Source organism: Mesorhizobium sp. B2-5-4, from assembly GCF_006441095.1.
GTDB lineage: Bacteria > Pseudomonadota > Alphaproteobacteria > Rhizobiales > Rhizobiaceae > Mesorhizobium > Mesorhizobium salmacidum.
In genome coordinates this window covers 63,036-83,792 of record NZ_VFUR01000008.1, presented here as the reverse complement: position 1 = coordinate 83,792, position 20,757 = coordinate 63,036, and the positions used below count along the sequence as shown (strand labels likewise).

Genomic DNA, 20,757 nt, shown 5'->3' with positions numbered 1-20,757 from the left:
TGTGAGTGGGTACATTCCTTCCGGCTAAAACAGGGTTTCCAGCCGGATATTTCAAATGCCCGCTAAAAGACTAACGCGGCGTTCACGATCCTTACCTAGTCATTAGGGTCTGCTTAGGCAATTTTTAAAGCTGTGGCGGTAACGTGGCGGGGATTGGGTCTTTGAGTTTTTTGTAGAGAGTACGATGACCGATCTGGTTAGACCTAGAGTCAAATACGTTATCGGGCCTGACGGCAGCCCTCTTACGATTGCCGATCTGCCGCCGACGAACACGCGTCGCTGGGTTATCCGGCGCAAGGCGGAAGTGGTTGCAGCGGTGCGCGGCGGACTTTTGAGCCTTGAAGAGGCATGCCAGCGCTACAAGCTGACCACGGAGGAATTCCTGTCCTGGCAAGCGTCGATCGACGAATACGGCCTTGCCGGGCTGCGCACCACGCGCATCCAACAATACCGGCACTAGGCCGGTCTCAGCACGATAGAAGGGCGCGGCATGCCGCGCCCTTTTGCTTTCGGCGTCGCCGCTCAGACCGTCAGCGCTACCTTGCCGATCGGCTTGGTGGCGAGAAAGGCGTGGGCGGCTCCCGCCTGGCCGAGCGGAAAAGTCCTGGCCACGTGGACCGCAAGCTTTTGCGCGTCGATCAACCCGGCGAGCTCAAGCAGGCCCTCGCGGTCGGGCACGACCGACATGCGCTCGACCCTGATATCGCGCGAACTGGCGTCGGGGCGGGTGGCGTCACTGACGTCGAGCAATGATACCAGCACGCCGCCGGGCTTCAGCACCTTCAGCGAGCGATCGGCATGGTCGCCGCCCACCGGCTCCAGCACCAGGTCGATGTCCCTGATCTGGCTGGTGAAATCACCCTTGGTGTAGTCGATCACCTCATCGGCGCCGAGCTTGTGCACGAAGTCGAGCTTGCCCGGGCTGGCCGTGGCGACGACGTAAGCACCACGCGCCTTGGGGATCTGCACGGCCAGATGGCCAACGCCGCCAGCTCCGGCGTGCACCAGCACGCGCTGGCCTGATTTCAGTCCGCCATGGCGGACAAGACCTTGCCAGGCGGTGAGACCGGCCAGCGGCAATGCGCCGGCCTGGATGTGGTCCGCCTGCGTCGGCTTCAGCGCGATCTCATCGGCCGGCACGGCCGCCAGTTCGGCGTAGGCCGCGGCCTGCTTGGGGAAGCGCGGCATGCCAAACACTTCGTCGCCGACCTTGAAGCTGGTGACGCCGGCGCCCAGTGCCTCGACCGTCCCCGAAATATCCCAGCCAAGTATGAAGGGTGGCTCGCCGAGCAGCGGATAGTTGCCCGCGCGCACCGCGCCATCGACCGGATTGATGCCGGCCGCCTTGACGCGGACCAGCACCTCGCCGGCCCTCGGTGTGGGATCGGGCAATTCGGCGATGACAAGAACGTCGGGCCCGCCAACGGAATTCTGGGTTACGGCACGCATGAAATTTCTCCTGCTTGATTAGCGCCGCTATCATTTGGAGAGTAAGGGCCTATTGTCCAGTATGTACCTTTTTGATATATAGGCACCTCATGGATAGTGATTGCGACTCCCCCCTCGGCTACGATGCGTTCCGGCGGACATGTCCGTCGCATACCGTTTTGGAGATGCTGGCCAGCAAATGGGTCTACCTGGTGGTCTGCGCGCTGCGCAACGGCCGGCAGCGCAATGGCGCGCTTGCCCGCAAGCTCGAAGGCATCACGCCCAAGATGCTGACCCAGACCTTGCGTGTGCTGGAGCGTGATGGCCTGGTGCGGCGAGAGGTCTATCCGGTCATTCCGCCGCGCGTCGAATATGAACTGACCGAGCTTGGCCTCAACCTGGCGGGACTGCTTACCCAGATCAGATCATGGGCGGAGCAGCATGCGCCCGATATCAAGGATGCCCGCGCAAGGGCGATCGCCGGAAACGAGGTGGACTGGGCTGCCTAGGTCTTACGTGCCACCCGCGCTTTCGTGGCGGCCGCCGGCGCCGGAATTCAGGCTGTTGCCCGACAGGGTGTGCGCTTGTGCGCGCGCCAAATAGCGCCGATGTCGGCTGGTTCAGCCGATCATGGCGCTGCGGCCACCGGTTTCGGCTTCGCGAATCTTGGTATCGCGCGATTCCAGCATCTCAGCCTTGGAAAGCTCCGCTTCAGCTTCGCCGAGTAATGATTCGGCGGCGCTTCGCTGCTGGGCGAGGTCGCCTTGCGAGTTCCTGAGATTGTCGCGGCGCAGGCGCGCGGCCTTGGCGAAGGTCGGATAGGCGAAATGATTGATATCTGTGATGCCGGCTTTCTTTTCCTCGGCGGTGATCTGAAGCTCCAGTTCGACGGCCATGCGCTCGAACTCGGCGATCATCATGTCGAGTTGCAGCATCTGACGACGCTTCTCATTCACCTGAAACTGTTTCAGCCGAACGAGGTTTTCACGTGACTTCATGATTCGGTACTCCCGGAAACGCACACCCGCACATATCGTCCAAACCACTTGAAAAGGCCCAAGCGCTGCCCGTATCCACCGGCTTTCCCCGCACTATAGGAAACAAAACCCTAAAGTTTTTTGCCGACGGTAACCATTCGTTTACGGGCATTGTTAATCATACGTGTCAGGGCTTAAGGCCGGGTAAAAATTCCGGCCGCCGAAGCGAAGCCGCGTCGATGAGTCCCTGGAGTCACTTAGTCCAGGTTATTAATGTGTCGCATTAGGAATTTTGGTCTGTGATTCGTTATTAGATTCAAGAGGGTGTAGAAAGGGGTTAAAAAATCTGATACCGTATTGGACGGGAAATTAGGTTTTGTTAACCATTCGATGGCAGCCTCTATACCAGGCAACCACTGCTCCGGGGCAGGACGGGTCGTGAAATGGTCCGGCGGCAGAAAAGGGGAATGAAATGCGTGTTCTGCTGATAGAAGATGACAGTGCAACCGCACAAAGCATCGAGTTGATGCTGAAATCGGAAAGTTTCAACGTCTATACGACAGACCTCGGCGAAGAGGGTGTCGATCTGGGCAAGCTCTACGACTACGACATCATCCTTCTCGACCTCAACCTGCCAGACATGTCTGGCTACGAGGTCTTGAGAACGCTTCGCCTCTCCAAGGTAAAGACGCCCATCCTGATCCTCTCCGGCATGGCCGGCATCGAGGACAAGGTACGCGGCCTCGGTTTCGGTGCTGACGACTACATGACCAAGCCGTTCCACAAGGACGAGCTGGTGGCGCGCATTCACGCCATCGTGCGCCGCTCCAAGGGTCACGCCCAGTCTGTCATCACCACGGGCGATCTGGTCGTCAACCTCGACGCCAAGACCGTCGAGGTCGGTGGCCAGCGCGTGCACCTCACCGGCAAGGAATACCAGATGCTGGAGCTGCTCTCGCTGCGCAAGGGCACCACTCTCACCAAGGAAATGTTCCTCAACCACCTCTATGGCGGCATGGACGAGCCGGAACTGAAGATCATCGACGTCTTCATCTGCAAGCTGCGCAAGAAGCTCGACGCCGCGTCCGGTGGCCAGAACTACATCGAGACCGTCTGGGGCCGCGGCTATGTGCTGCGCGAACCGGAAGACATCCGCGTCAGCGCCTGAGCGCGACCGGCAGAGCGTTTCTTAAAAAACCTGGCCATGTGAACTGACCCCCGAAAGTTGGACGCAACCTTCGGGGGTTTTTGCATTGTGGACTGATAATTATTTGTTTTTGCACCGCGAGGCGGCGGACCGCCACGCCGTTTGCCTGGCGTAGCTTCCGATCAGGCCGCGATCTTCAGAGCACGAAAGCGTTCGAGCAGTTGCGGGCGATTAAAGGGCTTCAACAGATAGCCCTGGGCGCCGGCGCGCTTGGCCCGCATGATCGACGCGATATCGAGCTCGACCAGTGAGATCAGGATCTGCGGCTTGATCGGGCTTTCCATCGCGCGCAGGCGCCGGATGAGGTCGATCGCCTGCACGTCCGGCAGGGCGCCATCGATGACTATGATGTCGGGCATGTCGGCGGCGCACATCTCCAGTGCGTCAAGCCCGCTGGCTGCCTCGATGACCATCATGTCGGAACCGCCCAGGATGCGTTTTGCAACCTTCCTGATGACGCTTGAATCGTCGACGAACATGCAGCGTTTCATTTCCGGGTCCTCTTTGCCCTTGGACAATCCGGTCGTGCGGGGCATCTGCGGCGTAGCCTAGACCGATCTGGTAAAGAAGCTGAAAAGCCGTTAGGTAAAATTTTTGCAAAGATGCCGTTAGGCTGATTTTTCCTTGAGGATGCTTCGACGTTGCCGGCGTGTCAAAGATCATCGCGCCCGATTGCCGTGTCAATAAAATATTTCAGATTGAAATACTTTGTTCGGTCGCGCTGCCGCGCCGATTTCAGACCACCGAAAGGACTATTTCTTCAGCCGTTGCATGGATCGAAATCGTCATGTTGGCCTCGCGGGCCAGCAGCAGCGTGTAATAGGGCTGCACCGAATGAGCGTCGATCGGCTCCTCCGGCTTGTGACCGGAATGCAGTTCGAGGAATTTCGGCGGCACACGCAGCATCGGCCCGCTTGCCGAAAGCGAAAAACGCGGCTCGGTTTCGAGATTTTCGAGCGTCACCACCAGCTTGCCGCCGCGCGGAATGGCGGCATTGGCGACCAGGAGCAGGTTGAGCAGCAGCTTGACCTTGTTCTTGGGCAGCAGCGCGCGGATTCCGTTCCAGACCAATTCGGGCTTTTCGTTCTTGAGGAAGGCAATGGCGACGGCCTCGGCATCTCCGGTATCGATCATCATGCCCGCCGAACCGGCGGCGCCGAAGGCGATCCGGGCGAACTGCAAGCGAGCCGAGGCGTTCTTTGCACTCTGGCGGATGAGCCGCATGGCGTCTTCGTCGGCGCCGCCCTCGTCGAGCAGTTCAAGCCCGTTATTGATCGCGCCGACCGGCGAGATGATGTCGTGGCAGACGCGGCTGCACAAAAGCGCCGCCAGATCGGGAGCGGAAAGGGTGAACAGTTCGGCCATCGGCGAAATCCCTGCAAATCTTCCAGTTCGTGGCCGAGCGATCGATCTTCGCGCCTGCCCACACGAATCACGCTTCAACCCAAGGCTTTCTGAATACACAGCGCCCGCGCATGCAGCAACAAATCCAAATTGTCGTCATGGCATATGGCGCATTCACGCAGGCTGCGTGTCCCCTTGAGCGGCCAAACAGCCTTCGAACCGCCATCTTCATGTGGGAGTTTAATGGTTGAAAAAGGATTACGGCATAGTTTGCCCCTAACAGTCATCCTTAACGGCCGCCTAAAGAGCCGTACGGATGCGAGGCGTCGGCGAAAGTGCTTCATGACGGAGATTGGAAGCATGTTTTCCCGATTGTATGACCGGAGTTTTCTCCGTGCCCTCTCAATGGCGTTCACGCTCATGGGCGTTCTCGTCTTCACGACATCGCCCTTGCGGGCCCAGGAGTACACCGCTCAGGAGATTGTCGATTCCGGCCACAAGTTCTTCGGCGCAACGTCGGGCGGGTTGGCCACGGTCGTGGAGAAGATTTTCGCCTCCTACGGTTTGCCTAACGGCTATCTGCTCGGCGAGGAGGGATCCGGTGCGCTGATCGGCGGCCTGACCTATGGCGAAGGCACGCTCTACACCAAGAATGCCGGCGATCACAAAGTGTTCTGGCAAGGCCCGTCGCTGGGCTGGGATTTCGGCGGCGAGGGGTCACGCGTGATGATGCTGGTCTACAATCTCGACGATGTCGGCAATCTCTACAATCGCTATGGCGGCGTCGCCGGTTCGGCCTATGTGGTGGCGGGTGTCGGCTTCAACGTGCTGAAGAACAACAATGTGCTGCTGGTGCCGATCCGTACCGGCGTCGGCGCCCGGCTCGGCGTCAATCTCGGCTACTTGAAACTGACCGAGCGGGCGACCTGGAACCCGTTCTGATCTGTCCGATGATGAAGACGTGGACCGTTCGACCGGATTCCCGAGCCACGACCCGAATGAGCCGCGGCAAGCCCTTGCCGCGGTGCCGGATTTCCGCCATGCCAAGATGGCACAGTCCAGCCTTCCAAGTTGTCGTCGATAACGGGTAGTCCTTTGGTTCAGTCGGTCCTGTTCTTTGCCCTTGGCTTTCTCTGTGCCGGCTTTCTGGCGCTGATGGTGGCTCCGGCCGTCTGGCGGCGTGCCGTCGCCCTGACCCGCAGGCGCATCGAAGCCTCCATCCCGCTGACGCGAGCTGAAATCCAAGCCGACAAGGACCGGATCCGGGCCGAGTACGCCATGTCGACGCGCCGACTTGAAATCAACGTCAAGACGTTGCGCGAGAAAGTGGCCGAACAACTCGTCGAGATCAATCGCGGCCACGAGGCGCTGAAGGGGCTGGCGGTCGAGCGCATGGACAAGAACAATGCGCTCGCCGAACTCGGCGCCAAGAGCGAAGCGTTGCGGCAGCGCGAAGAAGAACTGCATCAGCTTTCGGAGCGGCTCAAGGAAACCGAACGAAAACTGGAAAGGCGGGCGCTCGATATCGAGAAGCTGGAGCACATGTATGACGATGCCAGTTTTGCCTCCAGCAGCCGCCAGATCGAGCTCGTGGCCCGCGAATCCGAATTGCAGAAGCTCGCCAGCGACATCTCGCTGCTGCGCGGCCAGCGCAAGGAAGCGGACCGGCGCAGCCAGGAGATCGCGGCCGAAAGCAAGGCCGCACGCGATGCCCTGAAGGCCGAGAAGAGAAGGGCCGCCGAACTCGACAAGAAGGTCGAGCGGCTGCTCGCAACGCTCGCCGACCGTGAGGACAAGCTTGATCGGCGCGAAAAGGAGTTGGCGCGGTTGCGGGAAAAAGCGAAAGCCGAGGACGGCGCATCGGCCTTGCGGCTGGTCGGCAAGCCCGATGAAGCGGGTCGGCACGACGAGGCCGGCAAGCGCGACGACGTGGACCGGGCGATTGCCAGGCTCGACGGTGACCGCGAGCGGCTGGAGGCCAGGCTTATGGCGCTGGCGCGTGAGAACAAGCGCCTGAAGGCGGACCTCGGCGCCGCGGCATCGTTGGGCTTGACGAATGGCAATGGCGCCGCGCTGCGTGAGCAGATGAACGAACTGGCTGCGGAGGTTGTCCATCTGACTGCCAAGCTCGAGGGCCCTGATTCGCAGATCGCCAAGGCGCTGGCGGCACCGCAGGAAAACCGCTCCGCCGGCCATGTCCGCAGCCTCGCCGACCGCGTGCGCGCCTTGCAGAAAGCAGAAGCCGACTGACGCGGTGCGGGCTAGCCGCCTTCGTCGCACTCAAAATCATCGTCAGTGCGAGAAATGATGCAGGGCAATGGCCGAGGCGGCAGCGACGTTCAAGCTGTCGAAGCCTTTCGACATGGTGATCCGTACCGTTTGCAAGCGGGAAAGCAGGCTTTCGGGCAGGCCTTCACCCTCGGTGCCGAGGTAGAGCGCCAGCCGCTCGCCGCGCGGTGCATCGCGAATGTCGATCCGGCCGCGCGGTGACAGTGCGAACTGGTCATAGCCCCGCCGATCGAGACCCGCCGTGAATTCCGCCGTGTCGGTGAAGGACGCGAAAGGGATCTTGAGCGCGGCGCCGACCGAAACCCGGATCGCCTTGCGGTACAGCGGGTCGCAGCATGTCGTGTCCATCAGCACCGCGTCGGCGCCGAAAGCGGCGGCATTGCGGAAGATCGAACCCATATTGTCATGGTTGGCGATGCCGACAAGCACGACGACCAGAGCTTGGGCGGGCAATGCATCCAGCAATGAGGCGGCCGGGTGCGGTGCTTCCTTGCGGCCGATGGCCAGGATGCCGCGATGCATATGGAATCCAGCAATCGCGTCCATCACCGCACCGGCGACGACATAGACCGGCAGGTCCGCTTGTGCCTTGCGCAGCATGTCCTCCAGGCCGCCAAGCCTGTTTTCCAGAATCAGGATGGATTCGGCGCTGAAGCGGCGCGACGACAAAAGCAGGTCGAGCACCACCTTGCCTTCGGCGACGAAACGGCCTTGCCGGCCCGCCAGATCGCGCTCGCGGATATCGAGATAGGCAGCGACGCGCGGGTCGCGTGGATCGTCGATTCGTATTGGGTCCATGTCCCGCTCAACAATCATGTCCCGCTCAACAATAAAGAGCGTGGCTCGTGTGCCGGGAAAGACACACGAGCCACGCTCCGGAGATCGTCAGCAAGGTAAGCGGCCGCGGCAGCGTGCGGTCAAGTCCCGGCGCGGCGCAACCTCTGCGCCATCTGGGACAGATCTTCCTTGCCGCTGCCGAAAATGCCATCCAGCATGGTGAGCAGTTCGCGCACCGCATCGGATTTGCAGGAATAGTAGATCATCTGACGATCGCGCCGGGTGTCCACGATGTCGAGCGCCCGCAACTTGGCCAGGTGCTGCGAGAGAGCGGATTGGCTGAGCATCACCTTTTCGGCGATGGCGCCGACCGACATTTCACCGTCGATCAGATAGCTCATGATCAACAGCCGTTTTTCGTTGCCCATCAGCATCAGAAATTCGGCAGCCGATTCGGCGTTGGCGATTAGCTTTGTCGAGACCATTGATGCCCCATGCTGTTTGCTCATCGAGGCGCCATGGGGGCAATGGTGCCTGAATCCATAAATTCACTTGTGAAGGTGCCGACGAGTCAGCACCACATCCAAGCCTAGAACATTTCTTTCAAATCTCAAGCGTTGCTTTTGATCAAATGCAATTTAGTCGCGTCTTATACCTCCGATGCGGCCCTGCCGGCCCTGGCCATGGCAACCAGAACGGGACGCAGTTCCGACACCATTATCAACGGTTGTGGAAAAAATACCCGGCAAGTATTGTCCCCCGACACCAGATCGATGCCTTCGGCGTCCAAACCGGCAATGGTCCAGCCGTCGCCGGGTGCCTTGGCGAAATGACGGGCATAGACGGCGATAGCGTCGAGATGGTCCGCATTCATGTGCTCGACGGCCGATTGTTCGCTTCCGGCGAGTTCCTCGATGATGGGCCCAATGGTGAGAAGGTCGAGCCGTTCGAGCTGATAGGCCTTGCCGAAGCCGCCGTTGAGGCTGGCGTGTTGCGGCTCAAGGCGAAAGATCGAAAAGTCGCCGAGCCCGACATAGAGGCTCGCCTTGGGATTGCGGTTGAGATAGCGGCGCTCGGCACTGGCATGCGCCTGCGAGCCGCGCTCCAGCCGCGATGCCTGGCAGGCCAGCGTCAGCCGCGGATGCGCCAGCGGATCGCCTTTGCCGGGCTCGCCGAGCAGCAGGGAACAGCGCGGATCGGCAAGCAGCGCTGACGTGTGCGCCGCGAGCATCGACACCAGGACAAGCGGTGCGCCGTCGATGTCGGTGGCGATGCCGACCCGGCTCGCCAGTGGCGATCCGGTCCTTGGTTCCAGCACCGCCAGGGCGCCGAAGCGGGCGCTGCGCAGAAGCGTTTTCGCCAACCGGATCGCCTCGGCGTCGGTCTCGCGGATCACATCCTTCTTCCGGTCGCCCAAGGTTCTCGTCCTGCTAAGTTGATTTTCCTATTCCACTTATCGGCCGACGTGCCGAACTTGGCAAGGTGAGGCACCCGCCGCATTTCGCGCCGTTGGGCGCACGCTCTATTTCGGCGCCATGCGGATGGCGCCGTCGAGACGGATGGTCTCGCCGTTCAGCATCTGGTTTTCGACAATGTGCAGCGCAAGCGCGGCATATTCGGATGGTTCGCCAAGGCGGGACGGGAAGGGCACGGCGGCGCCCAGCGAATCCTGCACGTCCTGCGGCATGCCGGCCATCATCGGCGTCTTGAAGATGCCGGGCGCGATGGTGCAGACCCGGATGCCGGAACGGGCGAGATCACGCGCCACCGGCAGCGTCATGCCGACCACGCCGCCCTTGGAGGCGGAATAGGCCGCCTGGCCGATCTGCCCGTCATAGGCGGCGACCGAGGCGGTGTTGACGATGACGCCGCGCTCGCCGCCCTGCAGCGGCTCGAGTTTCGCGGCGCGGTCGGCAACCAGGCGGATCATATTGAAGGTGCCGATCAGATTGACCTCGATAACCTTGCGGTACTGGTCAAGCGGATGGGGTCCATCCTTGCCGATCGTCTTCACCCCGATGGCGATGCCGGCGCAATTGACCAGAATGCGCGGCTCGCCCAGCCTGGCGGCGACATCGGCGAGGGCGGCGGCGCCATTGTCGGCACTTGCAACATCGCACTGGACGGCGATGCCGCCGACCTCGGCAGCAACCTTGGCCGCGCGCTCGATGCCGACATCGAGGATGGCGACGCGGGCCCCTTTGGCGGCAAGCGCGCGAGCGGTCGCCTCGCCGAGGCCGGAGCCGCCGCCGGTCACGATCGCGATCTGGCCGTTGGGGGTCATGGCGTCATCCTTCCTGTGAGTATGGGCTTTTCTATGAAAACAGGGACGGATCAGGCCCGGATCGACCGACAAGGTCAAGATGGGGCAGTTCGCTGTCTTGCAGAAACGGCGAACTGCGGAACCCGTTCATACTTTCCTGGAGCTGCCCTAGGCGTGCTCGGCGACCCTGGCCTGGCTGGCGTGACCGACCTCGCCCATGAGCCTGGCAACCGCGCCCGGCGTGATCTCGTGCGACAAAAGGCGGTCGAGGTCGACAGGCCTCGGCATCGAGATCTGGCCGCGTGGAATGCGCTTGAAGCCGAGCGGCCCGTAATAGGGCTCGTCGCCGACCAGCATCACGGCGGGCGCACCGGCCTTGGCGGCCGCTTCCAGCGCGATTTTCACCAGCCGGCGGCCGATGCCGAGATTCTTGAAGGCGGGCCGCACCGCGAGCGGCCCGAGCATCAGCGCCCGGCCGGCACCGGCCGCAATGCGCGTCATACGCACCGAGGCGACGACGAGGTCGCCGTCGACCGCGACAAAGGACAGCGCGCGCTCGTGGCCGCCGGCCTCGCGGATCTTGTAGGCGGCCAGCACGAAACGGCCGGGGCCGAAGGCCTCGTCGTTGATGGCTTCGATTTCAGGATCGTGCGCCGGAGTTTCCGGCAGGTACTTCACGTCGGCAAGGCTCATGGTCGTTGCGTTCCGGTAGAGGAGGAAAGGTTGCTGCAAACGGCAGCGTTCGCCAGTCAGCGCTTCATCAAGCGCGGGCGTCCTTTCGTCGTCGGTCAAACCGGATCAAGGCAAAGTCGAACATGCGGAGTGTCCGCTAGCATCAATTTTCGCCCGCCGCAATCGACGGCTTCGCTGGCCCTACCGATTGACGGTCTGTTCAGCCCTGGAGGATTTCCGCCTTGCCGCATCGCGCCTTACATGACGGGAAACGCGAAAGGACAATTCATGGGATTGCTCGTCGATGGCAAATGGCAGGACCGCTGGTACGACACGAAAAACAGTGGCGGCAAGTTCGTGCGGGCGCAGTCGCAGTGGCGCGACTGGATCACGCGCGACGGCACACCGGTCGAAGGCTGCAGCCGCGGCTTCAGGGCGGAGCCCGGCCGCTATCACCTCTATGTCTCGCTCGCCTGTCCCTGGGCGCACCGGACGCTGATCTTTCGCGCGCTGAAGAAGCTGAACGCCATTATTTCGGTATCGGTGGTGCACCATTTCATGGGTGCTGATGGTTGGACGTTCCTGGCCGAGGACGGCGCGACAGGGGACACGCTCTACGGCCTCGACTTCCTGCACCAGATCTACACCAGGGCCGATCCGGCCTATTCGGGCCGGGTGACGGTGCCGGTGCTATGGGACAAAAAGGAACAGACTATCGTCTCCAACGAATCCTCCGAGATCATTCGGATGCTCAATTCGGCCTTCGACGAATGGGGTGATGCCAGCCTCGATTTCTACCCGGAAGCCTTGGGTGGCGAGATCGACGCAATCAACGCGCTGGTTTATCCCGCCATCAACAATGGCGTCTATCGCGCCGGTTTCGCCACCACGCAAACGGCCTATGAGGAGGCGTTCGGCGAGCTGTTTTCGACGCTCGATGCGCTGGAAGATCGCCTTTCCAGGCAACGTTATCTGGTTGGTGACCGCATTACCGAGGCCGACTGGCGGCTGTTCACCACTCTGGTGCGCTTCGACCCGGTCTATGTCGGCCATTTCAAGTGCAACCTGCGCCGCATCGCCGACTATCCGAACCTGTCGAACTATCTGCGCGACCTCTATCAGGTGCCTCGTGTCGCCGAGACGGTGAACCTGCACCACATCAAGGCGCATTATTACGGCAGCCACGCGATCATCAATCCGACCCGGATCATACCGGTCGGGCCGGCGCTCGACTATGGTGCGCGGCATGATCGGGGGCGGTTCAGGAAGGCTGCAGCCTGACCTACCAGTAAGCCGATGCCGGCTCGCCCCTAAAAACCTCAGCGATCCGCCGCAGCGTTGCCGGCGTCGTGCTTTCCGGCAAGCGATCGAGCGGGAAAAAGCCGGCCTCGGCGATTTCATGGTCGGGCAGTTTCGGCGCGGTTTGGCTGAAATGCTCGACCAGGTAGAAGCCGACATGGTCGCGGGGGCTGGCGCGGCGGTTGAAATGCATCGATCTGAAAACCGGTGGCGCGGCCAGCGCGATGTTGCCTTCCTCGGGCGAGTTCGCGGGCCAGCGCCTCGGTCATCGTCTCGCCGATCTCGACGCCGCCGCCGGGAAGCTGCCAGCCCGGCACATAGGTGTGGCGAATGAGGAAGACGGAATTGTTGGAGGCATCGTGGATCAGGCCGCGCACACCGAGCGTCATCGGCCGTCGCAGCACGAAATAGAGATGGAACAGCCGGGCTCTCAAACCCGCCCAGCCGGTCTGGCGGAACGGAGCCTCCTCATCGGTCGCCATCAGTAGCGAAACCGTGGGTGGAAAGCCGCGTGCACGTCGCCTATGAAGGAGGAATGTTCAGGCTCGCGCATATTTCCGATGTCCATCTGGGGCCGCTCCCCGATGTATCCTATCGCGATCTCGCGTCCAAGCGCGTGCTCGGCTACGTCAACTGGCAGCGCAATCGCCGCCGCCACATGCACGATGCCGTCATCGACGCCATCGTCACCGACATCAAGGCGCAAAACCCGGACCATCTCGCCGTCACCGGCGACCTCGTCAACCTGGCGCTCGACGGCGAGATCGAGATGGCCAAACACTGGCTCGAGACGCTGGGGCCGCCGCATGATGTTTCGGTCGTGCCGGGAAACCATGATGCCTATGTGCCCGGTGCCTTCGACAAGATCTGCCGGTCATGGGCGGCGTGGATGAGCGGCGACGGTGTCAACACGCCGGTCGACCGCAATGCCTTCCCCTATCTGCGCGTGCGCGGCAACGTCGCGCTGATCGGCGTCTCGACGGCGCGCGCCACGGCGCCTTTCATGGCCAATGGTTTCTTCATGGAGGAGCAGGCGGCTCGGCTCGGCAAGATCCTCGAGAGCACGGCAAAGCAGGGGCTGTTCCGCGCCATCATGATCCATCACCCCCCGGTGCGGGGCGCCGTCTCCCAGCACAAGCGGCTGTTCGGCATAGCCCGCTTTCACAAGATCATCCGCCGTCACGGCGCGGAGCTTGTGCTGCACGGCCATTCACATCTGCCGTCGCTGTTCCAGATCGGACTCCGCGGTGCGAAGGTCCCGTTCGTCGGCGTCGCCGCCGCCGGCCAGGCGCCAGGCGGCAAACATCCCGCCGCGCAGTACAATCTGTTCGAGATCGACGGCGAAAAGGGAAACTGGCGTATCCACCTGACGCGGCGCGGCTTGACCGGGCCGTCCCTACCGCCTGCCGATCTGCAGACCCTGGAGCTCGGTATCGAGGCCGACGCGGCTATGGCCGCCAGTTGAGAACCATGGCCGCGAGGCGGTCCCAGAACAGCGCAGCCGACACCGCGAGACCAACCAGTCCGCCGGCGGCGATCAGCCCAAGGCCGGACAGGAAGGCCGACCAGCCCCTGCCTTGCGTCGACGCTCGCAGCGGCGGCTCGGCTTCCGCGACCTTGGCGCGTCTCATGCCGGCGACCGCCGGCTCGACGCCACCCTCCATCATCCTCTGGCGTTCGACGATGCGCTCGGCGACATAACGCGTCACGGAATCGGCGACAGGTTTCATCTCGGTCGATTCGGCAAGCACGACCCGGCCAACGCGTGTGTCCTTGAGGAAGCGGTAGGTGCGGCGATCGCGTCCCATCGCGACATGGCTGACGGCGTCGATCCACAGGCGCGGCTGTAGCCCGGAGGAGACGACAAAGTCGAAATTGTCCATGTCGGCCGGAACGTCGGCAAAGACGGGTGCGAGGTCCGCGGCCAGGAGGTCGAGGCGCATGCGGTGCGCCTCGCGCATGTCGACGACGACATCGTCGCGGTCAGCGAAGGCGTTCTTCACGTCACGGATGGCGTCGGACAGTTTGCTTGATGGATCGATCTTCTCGCCTGCGTCCTTCATCGGCGTCGGCCTCGCGGGTTTGGTTAACATGCAGTTAACACAGCCGCCGGCAAAATGCACTGGCGAGATCAAGGCGGGCGAGGCGTCCGGGCGGGGTCGCGCGGGACGTGTCAACCGGTCGCGGCGAGTTTCGGGCGCAAGGGCCTGGCGCGGCGGTTCATGTTGCGCTGGATGATCGTGGCGACCAGATCGGGCGCCTCCTCGATCAGCATATGGCCAGCTCCCAGCACGTGGTGCACGTGAAATTGCGCGGGCAGATTATCCGTGTGGGTAAAGGGCAGCACAGAGTCGTCGCTGCCCCATACCACCATCACCGGCATGGCCAGCGTTTCCAACCGGTCGCGCGGGATGACGCCCTGCCGGTCGTCGCTGGTCATGGCGGCAGCAATCTCGATGAGTTTCTCCACTTGGCCGGGTCGCTCGCGCATGTCCCCAAGGGCGTCCACGGTGTGATCGATGGGCCGCGTCAGTGGTCCCGACATCGCGACGAGGCACGCCCGGATGTCGGGTGGGCGCCTTGCGGCGGCAAAGCGGCGCAACAGCGGACCGTTGATCTCCGCGCCGAAGCCGCCAGGCGCCAGAAGCGTCAGCGACGCCACCTTCTGGGGCTCGGCCAGCGCCATCAACGCCGCCACCGCGCCGCCCATCGAGTGGCCCACCAGATGAACGCGCTTCAGAGATCGCGCGGTGAGATCGGCCAGGACGGCCCTTGCCGCCACCTTGGCCGGGCCGGCGCCGGGGAAATCGAGCGACTGCCCGTGCCCCGGCAAGTCATAAGCGAGTGTGCGAGCGGCAGGCGACAGCGACGGGACCACTTCGTGCCAAATATCGTGGCAGCCGCCGAAACCATGCAGTAGAACGATGGTCTTCGAACCGGCACCTTGTTCGGTGGCATGAAGCGATGAAATCATGAAGCTGGGGACTTGTTGCAGGGCTATGAGAAACGCGAGACCACGGTCAATTGTGGCTGGATTGCGCCTCGTCCTGCGCGATGGCCAGTAAAATTTTCGCGATTTGTACGGTTGACGACAGAACTCGCCAGCTGACCGATATTCGGTGATCGGTGCGTACGAAATCGACAATGGTCAGCGGGACAAGCCGTGGATATCGCTTGGCGTTAGCCAGCGCTGCCGAGTCCGGCGGCGCGTAACGCGCCGACCAAGCGCTCGGTCAGATCGGCCGGATATTTTCGGTCAACGAAGGTGGCGCGCGGATTGGCGGCGAATTTCGGAAATTTGGCGTTCAGCTCGTCGAGCAGCTTGCGCGCCAGATTGTCCTGACCGGCGATCTTGGCGCCGATCAGCCGGGCGGCAAGATAGTGCGATTTCATTGCGGTCGTTCTCAAAGAGGAACTGGCGATCGCCGCCTTGTTCGTGTCGCCCAGCATGAGTTCGCCGGCGAAAAGTCCAAAATCCCACCATGTCGGATGACCGCTGGAGGCGTCCACGGCCTGGGCCATGATCGGCGTCCCCTCGGCATACCGGCCGGCGAAAATCAGTCCGTAGCCGTAGGCGGCAGCCATGGCTATATCATAGTGGTTAAGATCGTAGGCCTTGCGCATCCAGCGCAGCGCCTCGTCGGCATTGCCAAGTCGCGAATAGATGTAGCCATAGGCGCGATGCGCGTTGGGGCTGGTCGGTCCCATCTGCACGGCGCGGTGGGCGAATGTAAGCGCCTTGTCGATCGTCGCATCCGGCGGGTAGGCGTAGTGGTCGTTCACGGCCTCGAGCTGCAACGAAGCGAGCTCGGAATAAACCAGCGACGATTTGGCGCCGTTTTCGGCGAGGTTTTCGAGGCAGCGATAGGCGGCCTCGTGGGTCCTGGCGTTCTGGTCGAGATAGTATTTGCCGTTGAACAACAGGCACTGCGTCAGGCCGGCTTGTATGCCGCTCTGTTCGAGATAGCTGTAGATCGTGCCGGAATCGGGAAGAGCGGACGTCAAGATGCCGGCTATACGGCTCTCGACGGCGGTCGGTGCGCTGTCGGCGGCGGTCAGGTTGCGCGACAAAAGCACCCGTCCGGTCGCCACGCTCTGCAGTTCGATCGTGATGTCACCCGTATCCGGTCCAGGCAGAATGTCGAAGATGAAGCTCGTGGCATTGGTGACCGGATCGGTCGTGTCGACCGTGTCGCGACCGATGAAGTCGATCGTATCGAAGCCGCTCAGGCCGGCGCGCAGTGTTGCGGCGACACGGCTGGCATCCGTGCCGCTGGCCTTGACGGCGATGTAGACGAGCGGCAAGTCCTCGCTGGACGACGCGACGCTGCCGGTCAGGCTCGCGGTCTCGAGCGTGGCCGCAAGGTCGCCGCCTGCCAGCAGCGCACCGCTGCCCTGACGCAGGATCAAAACGCCAAGCATGGCGATGACAACGGCGATCGCCATCCAGAAAAATCTAAGGTGACGTGCCACCGCCGGCGCCGACGCGACCATCGGTGCCGGCAAGGCAGCGGCCGGAATGGCACTTTCGGCAGTGTCGCGTTGCGCCGATGGAGCCGCCGCTCCGTTCTGGACGGCGGATTGGGACGTCTCCGGCAAGCGGATTGCATTGAGCTCATAGGCCGGGACATAGCCGCCGCGCGGAATGGCTATGCGGACAGGCTCGGCAACACCTTCATTGGCAAAATACTGCTGCAGCAAGTCGCGCAGCCGGCCGGCCTGAACCCGCACCACCGCGTCGGTCGAAGGATCGAAATCGCCATCCTTGCCAAAGACATCCATGGCGATGGAAAAGCCCTTGAGCCTATCGGCTTCGCCTGCCTGTTCGCGCTCGACAAGATAGCGCAGCAGCTTGCGTGCCCGTTCGGATCTTCCGAACGTTTCGCTGGCAAGCAGTCGCTCCAATGTTTCGCGCACTGCGGGGGCGGCAGGCGTGGCATGCTGCAAGTGTCGATCCTCTCGAAGTCGGCACAGGTTAAGGCACGGATCATATAATGCCCGCACCGCCATACAAGTATACACGCATTATGCGATCGCGTACCTCACCGGATATTTTTCCGGTGGTTAACGTCCGGGCCGGTGTCGGTCACGGGATGGTCGTGGGAGGCCAGTCGAGGCCAAAGCCTTGTGCGGGCTTGAAAAAATGGCGGCGCGAGGGGAGCTGCTCCTGCCTCCCGCGCCGCCGACCGCCGATGCTATCGCGCCTTGCGGCCGACGATACGGTTGGCCGCCGACGTCACCGCTTCCAGCGAAGCGGCGACGATGTTGGTGTTGATGCCGGCGCCGAACAGCTTGCCGCCGGGATATTCCATCTCGACATAGGAGATTGCCGACGCATTCGAGCCGCGCTGCATCGAATGCTCGGAATAATCGAGCACCGACATCTCGACGCCGACATGGCGCGACAGCGCATCGACGAAGCCGTCGATCGGGCCGGTGCCGGTGCCCGATATCGTCATTTGCTTGCCATTGTCGAGGATGACCGCCTCGACCACGCGCCGGCCCTTCACCTCGGTATCCGGATAGGTGTTGTGGTCGAGGAATTTCAGCCGGGCGCCCGGCTGGTCGACATAGGTTTCGAGGAAGCGGTCATGAATACGCTTTGCCGGCACTTCCTTGCCTTCGGCGTCGGTGATCGCCTGGATCGCCTGGCTGAACTCGATCTGCAGGTTGCGCGGCAAATTGAGGCCGTAATCGGCCTGCAGCACATAGGCGATGCCCCCCTTGCCCGACTGCGAGTTGATGCGGATGATGGCCTCATAGCTGCGGCCGACATCGGCCGGATCGATCGGCAGGTACGGCACTTCCCAATGCGGCGTGTTGGCCTTCTTCAAGGCCTTCATGCCCTTGTTGATGGCGTCCTGGTGCGAGCCGGAAAAGGCGGTGTAGACGAGCTCGCCGACATAGGGATGGCGCTCGGGAATCTTCAGCTGGTTCGAATATTCGTAGACGTCCTTCATCCGGTTGATGTCGGAGCAGTCGATGCCGGGATCGACGCCTTGCGTGTACATGTTGAGCGCCAGCGTGACGATGTCGACATTGCCGGTGCGCTCGCCATTGCCGAACAGCGTGCCTTCGACGCGATCGGCGCCGGCCATCAGGCCGAGTTCGGTCGTGGCGATGCCGGTGCCGCGGTCATTGTGCGGATGTAGCGAGATGATCAGGTTTTCGCGGTTGTCGAGATTGCGACACATCCACTCGATGCGGTCGGCATAGATATTGGGCGTCGACATCTCGACCGTCGACGGCAGGTTGATGATCAGCTTGTTGTCAGGCGTCGGCCTGACGATCTCGGTGACGGCGTTGCAAATCTCCAGCGCGACCTCGAGTTCGGTGCCGGTGAAGCTCTCCGGCGAATATTCGAAGCGATAGCCGCCGCCGGCCTTGGCCGCCATCTCGGTGATCATCTTGGCGGCGTCGGTGGCGATGCGCTTGATGCCGCCGACATCTTTCTCGAAGACGACACGGCGCTGCAACTCGCTGGTCGAGTTGTAGAAATGCACGATCGGGTTGGTGGCGCCCTTCAGCGCCTCGAAGGTGCGGCTGATCAGTTCGGGCCGGCACTGTACCAGCACCTGCAACGACACATCGGCCGGCACATTGCCTTCCTCGATGCACCAGCGGGCGAAATCGAAATCGGTCTGCGAAGCCGACGGGAAGCCGATCTCGATCTCCTTGAAGCCCATGTCGAGCAGCAGGCCGAACATGCGCGCCTTGCGCTCGTGGCCCATCGGATCGATCAGCGCCTGGTTGCCGTCGCGCAGGTCGACCGAGCACCAGATAGGCGCCTTGTCGATGACCTTCGAGGGCCAGGTCCGGTCGGTGAGGCCGACGGTAGGGTAGGGCTGATATTTTCGGGCTGCGTCCGGCATGCCCCGGCCACCTTGCTTGCCGGTAGCGGCCTCGCTGGCGCGGATGTCTTCTCGTGCGTTCATCGTCGTTTCTCCCGGCGGCTGGCGGGTCCACCTTTCAGGCGGATGTGGTGCCAAGCGGCGCCTTTACCAGAATTTCGTTCGCTTGATATGATTTGCCAAGGAGCATGCGCTTGCGCGGCGGTTCGACCGCCGGGCGCTCCTTCAGCGAACCCGGCGATCGCCGATAAGGCCGAGAAGAAGCAGGGTCGAGGCAAGCGCGCGCACGGTCTCGCCGGCAAAGCCGGTCCGACGGGAAGCGGTGGTGGCGCGCGTGTTCATGGCCGCTCTCATACAGGAGCGGCCTGTTGGAGGCAAGCGGGGCCGAATTTTATCCCTAGCGTGGGTGCTCTTCCCCGCGCGCTGCAAATGCGCCAGACTTGACCGGTGGCGGGGTGCCGCCGGCAGGGGGTTGTCCATGAATTTCGTGTTCTTCTCGCCGCATTTTCCCGCCAATGGCGCCGATTTCTGCGACCGGCTGAAGAAGGCCGGCGCGACGGTGCTCGGCATTGGCGACGCACCCTTTGACGCTCTGGACAGCAAGCTGAAGGCAGCGCTTTCGGAATATTACCGCGTAGCCGACATGGAGGACTATGAGCCGGTGTTCCGGGCGATAGGGCATTTCATCCACAAATGGGGTCGCATCGACCGGTTCGAATCGCTCAACGAGCACTGGCTGGAACTGGAAGCCAACATCCGCACAGACTTCAACATCTACGGCACCAAGCTCGATTTCGTGAAGAATCTGAAGCGCAAGAGTCGTATGCGCGCCTTTTTCCGCAAGAGCGGCGTCGAGACGATCGCACAGCGCAAATGTTCCGACCGGGCCGGCGCCATGACCTTCATCCGCCGCGTCGGCTATCCCGTGGTGGTCAAACCGGACTCAGGCTCCGGCGCTTCGAACACGTTCAAGATCTCCAATGCGAAAGAGCTCGACCACTTCTTCCGGGACAAGCCGGAGGATGTGACCTTCGTCATGGAGCAGTTCATCGAGGGGCTGGTGGTGACCTATGACGGGCTGGTCAACCGCGACGGCGAGGTGGTGCTGGCGGCCAGCCACCGCTACGACCAGAGCGTCATGGATGTGGTCAACAAGGACCGCCACATGAGTTACACCTGCTTTCCCCGGATCAGGCCTGTTGTCGAGGAGGCCGGCCGCAAGATCCTGAAAGCATTCGGCGTGCGCGAACGCTTTTTCCACATCGAGCTGTTCGAGACCAGGGATGACCGTATCATCGCGCTGGAGGTCAACATGCGCCCGCCCGGCGCATGGATGACCGACGCTATCAACTACACGTTCGACATCGATGTCTACGCGGCGTGGGCGGACATGGTGGTCAAGGATGCCGCCGGCGGCCCTTATGAGGGCAAGTATTTCACCGCCTATGCCAGCCGCAAGCGCCACCTCGACTATTTGCACAGCCATGCGGACGTGCTAGCCGCGCACCGCGACAAGATCGTTCATCATCAGCCAATAGAAGAGGTTTTCAGCCGCGCCATGGGGAATTACGCCTACCAGATGCGCTCGAAGGATCAGGCGGAGCTGCGCGAGGCGGTGGCCTATATCCACGCGGAAAAGGCTTGAGGCCC

Annotated in this window: 21 protein-coding genes and 1 pseudogene; 8 read left to right on the top strand and 14 right to left on the bottom strand. The window is 62.2% G+C overall.

The features are described 5' to 3' along the window. The first annotated feature begins 184 nt into the window (after positions 1-184). Positions 185-460: a DUF1153 domain-containing protein gene (locus FJ492_RS12355; protein ID WP_006203587.1), complete on the top strand. Its 276-nt coding sequence runs from the start codon at positions 185-187 to the stop codon at positions 458-460. A 62-nt stretch (positions 461-522) separates the two neighbouring features. On the opposite strand, the gene FJ492_RS12350 is transcribed toward FJ492_RS12355, so the two are convergent. After that, positions 523-1,449 carry an NADP-dependent oxidoreductase gene (locus FJ492_RS12350; RefSeq protein WP_140770063.1) on the bottom strand — a complete coding sequence of 309 codons (927 nt, stop codon included), beginning with the start codon at positions 1,447-1,449 and terminating at the stop codon, positions 523-525. A gap of 89 nt (positions 1,450-1,538) precedes the next feature. Here FJ492_RS12350 and FJ492_RS12345 point away from each other — a divergent pair, with 89 nt between their 5' ends. Then, on the top strand, positions 1,539-1,937 hold the full coding sequence (locus tag FJ492_RS12345) for a helix-turn-helix domain-containing protein (RefSeq protein WP_140770061.1): 399 nt from the start codon (positions 1,539-1,541) through the stop codon (positions 1,935-1,937). Between the two features lie 111 nt (positions 1,938-2,048). Here the strand turns inward: FJ492_RS12345 and FJ492_RS12340 are convergent, their stop codons facing one another. Beyond that, positions 2,049-2,426 (bottom strand): flagellar export protein FliJ, encoded by a 378-nt coding sequence (locus FJ492_RS12340; protein WP_027146385.1) that lies wholly within the window; start codon positions 2,424-2,426, stop codon positions 2,049-2,051. 451 nt (positions 2,427-2,877) lie between these two features. Between FJ492_RS12340 and ctrA the strand changes: the two genes are divergently transcribed. Next, on the top strand, positions 2,878-3,573 hold the full coding sequence (gene ctrA / locus FJ492_RS12335) for a cell cycle two-component system response regulator CtrA (protein ID WP_006203583.1): 696 nt from the start codon (positions 2,878-2,880) through the stop codon (positions 3,571-3,573). A gap of 161 nt (positions 3,574-3,734) precedes the next feature. Here ctrA and FJ492_RS12330 read toward each other — a convergent pair whose 3' ends face one another. After that, positions 3,735-4,103 (bottom strand): response regulator, encoded by a 369-nt coding sequence (locus tag FJ492_RS12330; RefSeq protein WP_140504796.1) that lies wholly within the window; start codon positions 4,101-4,103, stop codon positions 3,735-3,737. 244 nt (positions 4,104-4,347) lie between these two features. Next, positions 4,348-4,977 (bottom strand): histidine phosphotransferase family protein, encoded by a 630-nt coding sequence (locus tag FJ492_RS12325; RefSeq protein WP_027146387.1) that lies wholly within the window; start codon positions 4,975-4,977, stop codon positions 4,348-4,350. A 384-nt stretch (positions 4,978-5,361) separates the two neighbouring features. Between FJ492_RS12325 and FJ492_RS12320 the strand changes: the two genes are divergently transcribed. Beyond that, positions 5,362-5,898 carry an EipA family protein gene (locus FJ492_RS12320; protein ID WP_245262388.1) on the top strand — a complete coding sequence of 179 codons (537 nt, stop codon included), beginning with the start codon at positions 5,362-5,364 and terminating at the stop codon, positions 5,896-5,898. Between the two features lie 153 nt (positions 5,899-6,051). Continuing rightward, the gene (locus FJ492_RS12315) at positions 6,052-7,206 is read left to right on the top strand and encodes a hypothetical protein (protein WP_140770059.1); all 1,155 of its coding nucleotides are present in this window, start codon (positions 6,052-6,054) and stop codon (positions 7,204-7,206) included. A 42-nt stretch (positions 7,207-7,248) separates the two neighbouring features. Here FJ492_RS12315 and FJ492_RS12310 read toward each other — a convergent pair whose 3' ends face one another. From FJ492_RS12310 to FJ492_RS12290, 5 genes are all read right to left on the bottom strand, one after another. Beyond that, positions 7,249-8,043, bottom strand: coding sequence for an RNA methyltransferase (locus FJ492_RS12310; RefSeq protein WP_140712568.1), 795 nt, complete (start codon positions 8,041-8,043; stop codon positions 7,249-7,251). Positions 8,044-8,162: 119 nt separating this feature from the next. Continuing rightward, positions 8,163-8,507 carry a metalloregulator ArsR/SmtB family transcription factor gene (locus FJ492_RS12305; RefSeq protein WP_027146391.1) on the bottom strand — a complete coding sequence of 115 codons (345 nt, stop codon included), beginning with the start codon at positions 8,505-8,507 and terminating at the stop codon, positions 8,163-8,165. A 164-nt stretch (positions 8,508-8,671) separates the two neighbouring features. After that, the gene (locus tag FJ492_RS12300; RefSeq protein WP_140770057.1) at positions 8,672-9,439 is read right to left on the bottom strand and encodes a HugZ family protein; all 768 of its coding nucleotides are present in this window, start codon (positions 9,437-9,439) and stop codon (positions 8,672-8,674) included. 105 nt (positions 9,440-9,544) lie between these two features. Then, positions 9,545-10,306: a 3-hydroxyacyl-CoA dehydrogenase gene (locus tag FJ492_RS12295; protein WP_140712564.1), complete on the bottom strand. Its 762-nt coding sequence runs from the start codon at positions 10,304-10,306 to the stop codon at positions 9,545-9,547. 147 nt (positions 10,307-10,453) lie between these two features. Then, on the bottom strand, positions 10,454-10,978 hold the full coding sequence (locus FJ492_RS12290; RefSeq protein WP_140504806.1) for an N-acetyltransferase: 525 nt from the start codon (positions 10,976-10,978) through the stop codon (positions 10,454-10,456). 267 nt (positions 10,979-11,245) lie between these two features. On the opposite strand from FJ492_RS12290, the gene FJ492_RS12285 reads away from it, so the two are divergent. After that, positions 11,246-12,238 carry a glutathione S-transferase family protein gene (locus FJ492_RS12285; RefSeq protein ID WP_140770055.1) on the top strand — a complete coding sequence of 331 codons (993 nt, stop codon included), beginning with the start codon at positions 11,246-11,248 and terminating at the stop codon, positions 12,236-12,238. 1 nt (position 12,239) lies between these two features. Here the strand turns inward: FJ492_RS12285 and FJ492_RS12280 are convergent. After that, positions 12,240-12,738 (bottom strand): annotated as a pseudogene (locus FJ492_RS12280) (NUDIX domain-containing protein). Positions 12,739-12,791: 53 nt separating this feature from the next. Here FJ492_RS12280 and FJ492_RS12275 point away from each other — a divergent pair. Next, positions 12,792-13,721, top strand: coding sequence for a metallophosphoesterase (locus tag FJ492_RS12275; RefSeq protein ID WP_140770053.1), 930 nt, complete (start codon positions 12,792-12,794; stop codon positions 13,719-13,721). Here FJ492_RS12275 and FJ492_RS12270 read toward each other — a convergent pair. From FJ492_RS12270 to leuA, 4 genes are all read right to left on the bottom strand, one after another. Further along, positions 13,705-14,319 carry a hypothetical protein gene (locus tag FJ492_RS12270; RefSeq protein ID WP_140504814.1) on the bottom strand — a complete coding sequence of 205 codons (615 nt, stop codon included), beginning with the start codon at positions 14,317-14,319 and terminating at the stop codon, positions 13,705-13,707. The genes FJ492_RS12275 and FJ492_RS12270 overlap by 17 nt on opposite strands. A gap of 110 nt (positions 14,320-14,429) precedes the next feature. Continuing rightward, positions 14,430-15,230 (bottom strand): alpha/beta fold hydrolase, encoded by an 801-nt coding sequence (locus tag FJ492_RS12265; RefSeq protein ID WP_140770051.1) that lies wholly within the window; start codon positions 15,228-15,230, stop codon positions 14,430-14,432. 206 nt (positions 15,231-15,436) lie between these two features. Next, the gene (locus FJ492_RS12260; protein ID WP_140770049.1) at positions 15,437-17,203 is read right to left on the bottom strand and encodes a tetratricopeptide repeat protein; all 1,767 of its coding nucleotides are present in this window, start codon (positions 17,201-17,203) and stop codon (positions 15,437-15,439) included. A gap of 248 nt (positions 17,204-17,451) precedes the next feature. Then, positions 17,452-19,191, bottom strand: a complete 1,740-nt coding sequence (leuA, locus tag FJ492_RS12255) for a 2-isopropylmalate synthase (RefSeq protein WP_140770047.1) — start codon at positions 19,189-19,191, stop codon at positions 17,452-17,454. Positions 19,192-19,585: 394 nt separating this feature from the next. On the opposite strand from leuA, the gene FJ492_RS12245 reads away from it, so the two are divergent. Beyond that, a complete protein-coding gene (locus FJ492_RS12245; protein WP_140770045.1) occupies positions 19,586-20,752 on the top strand; it encodes an ATP-grasp domain-containing protein in 1,167 nt (388 codons plus the stop codon). Positions 20,753-20,757: the final 5 nt, after the last annotated feature.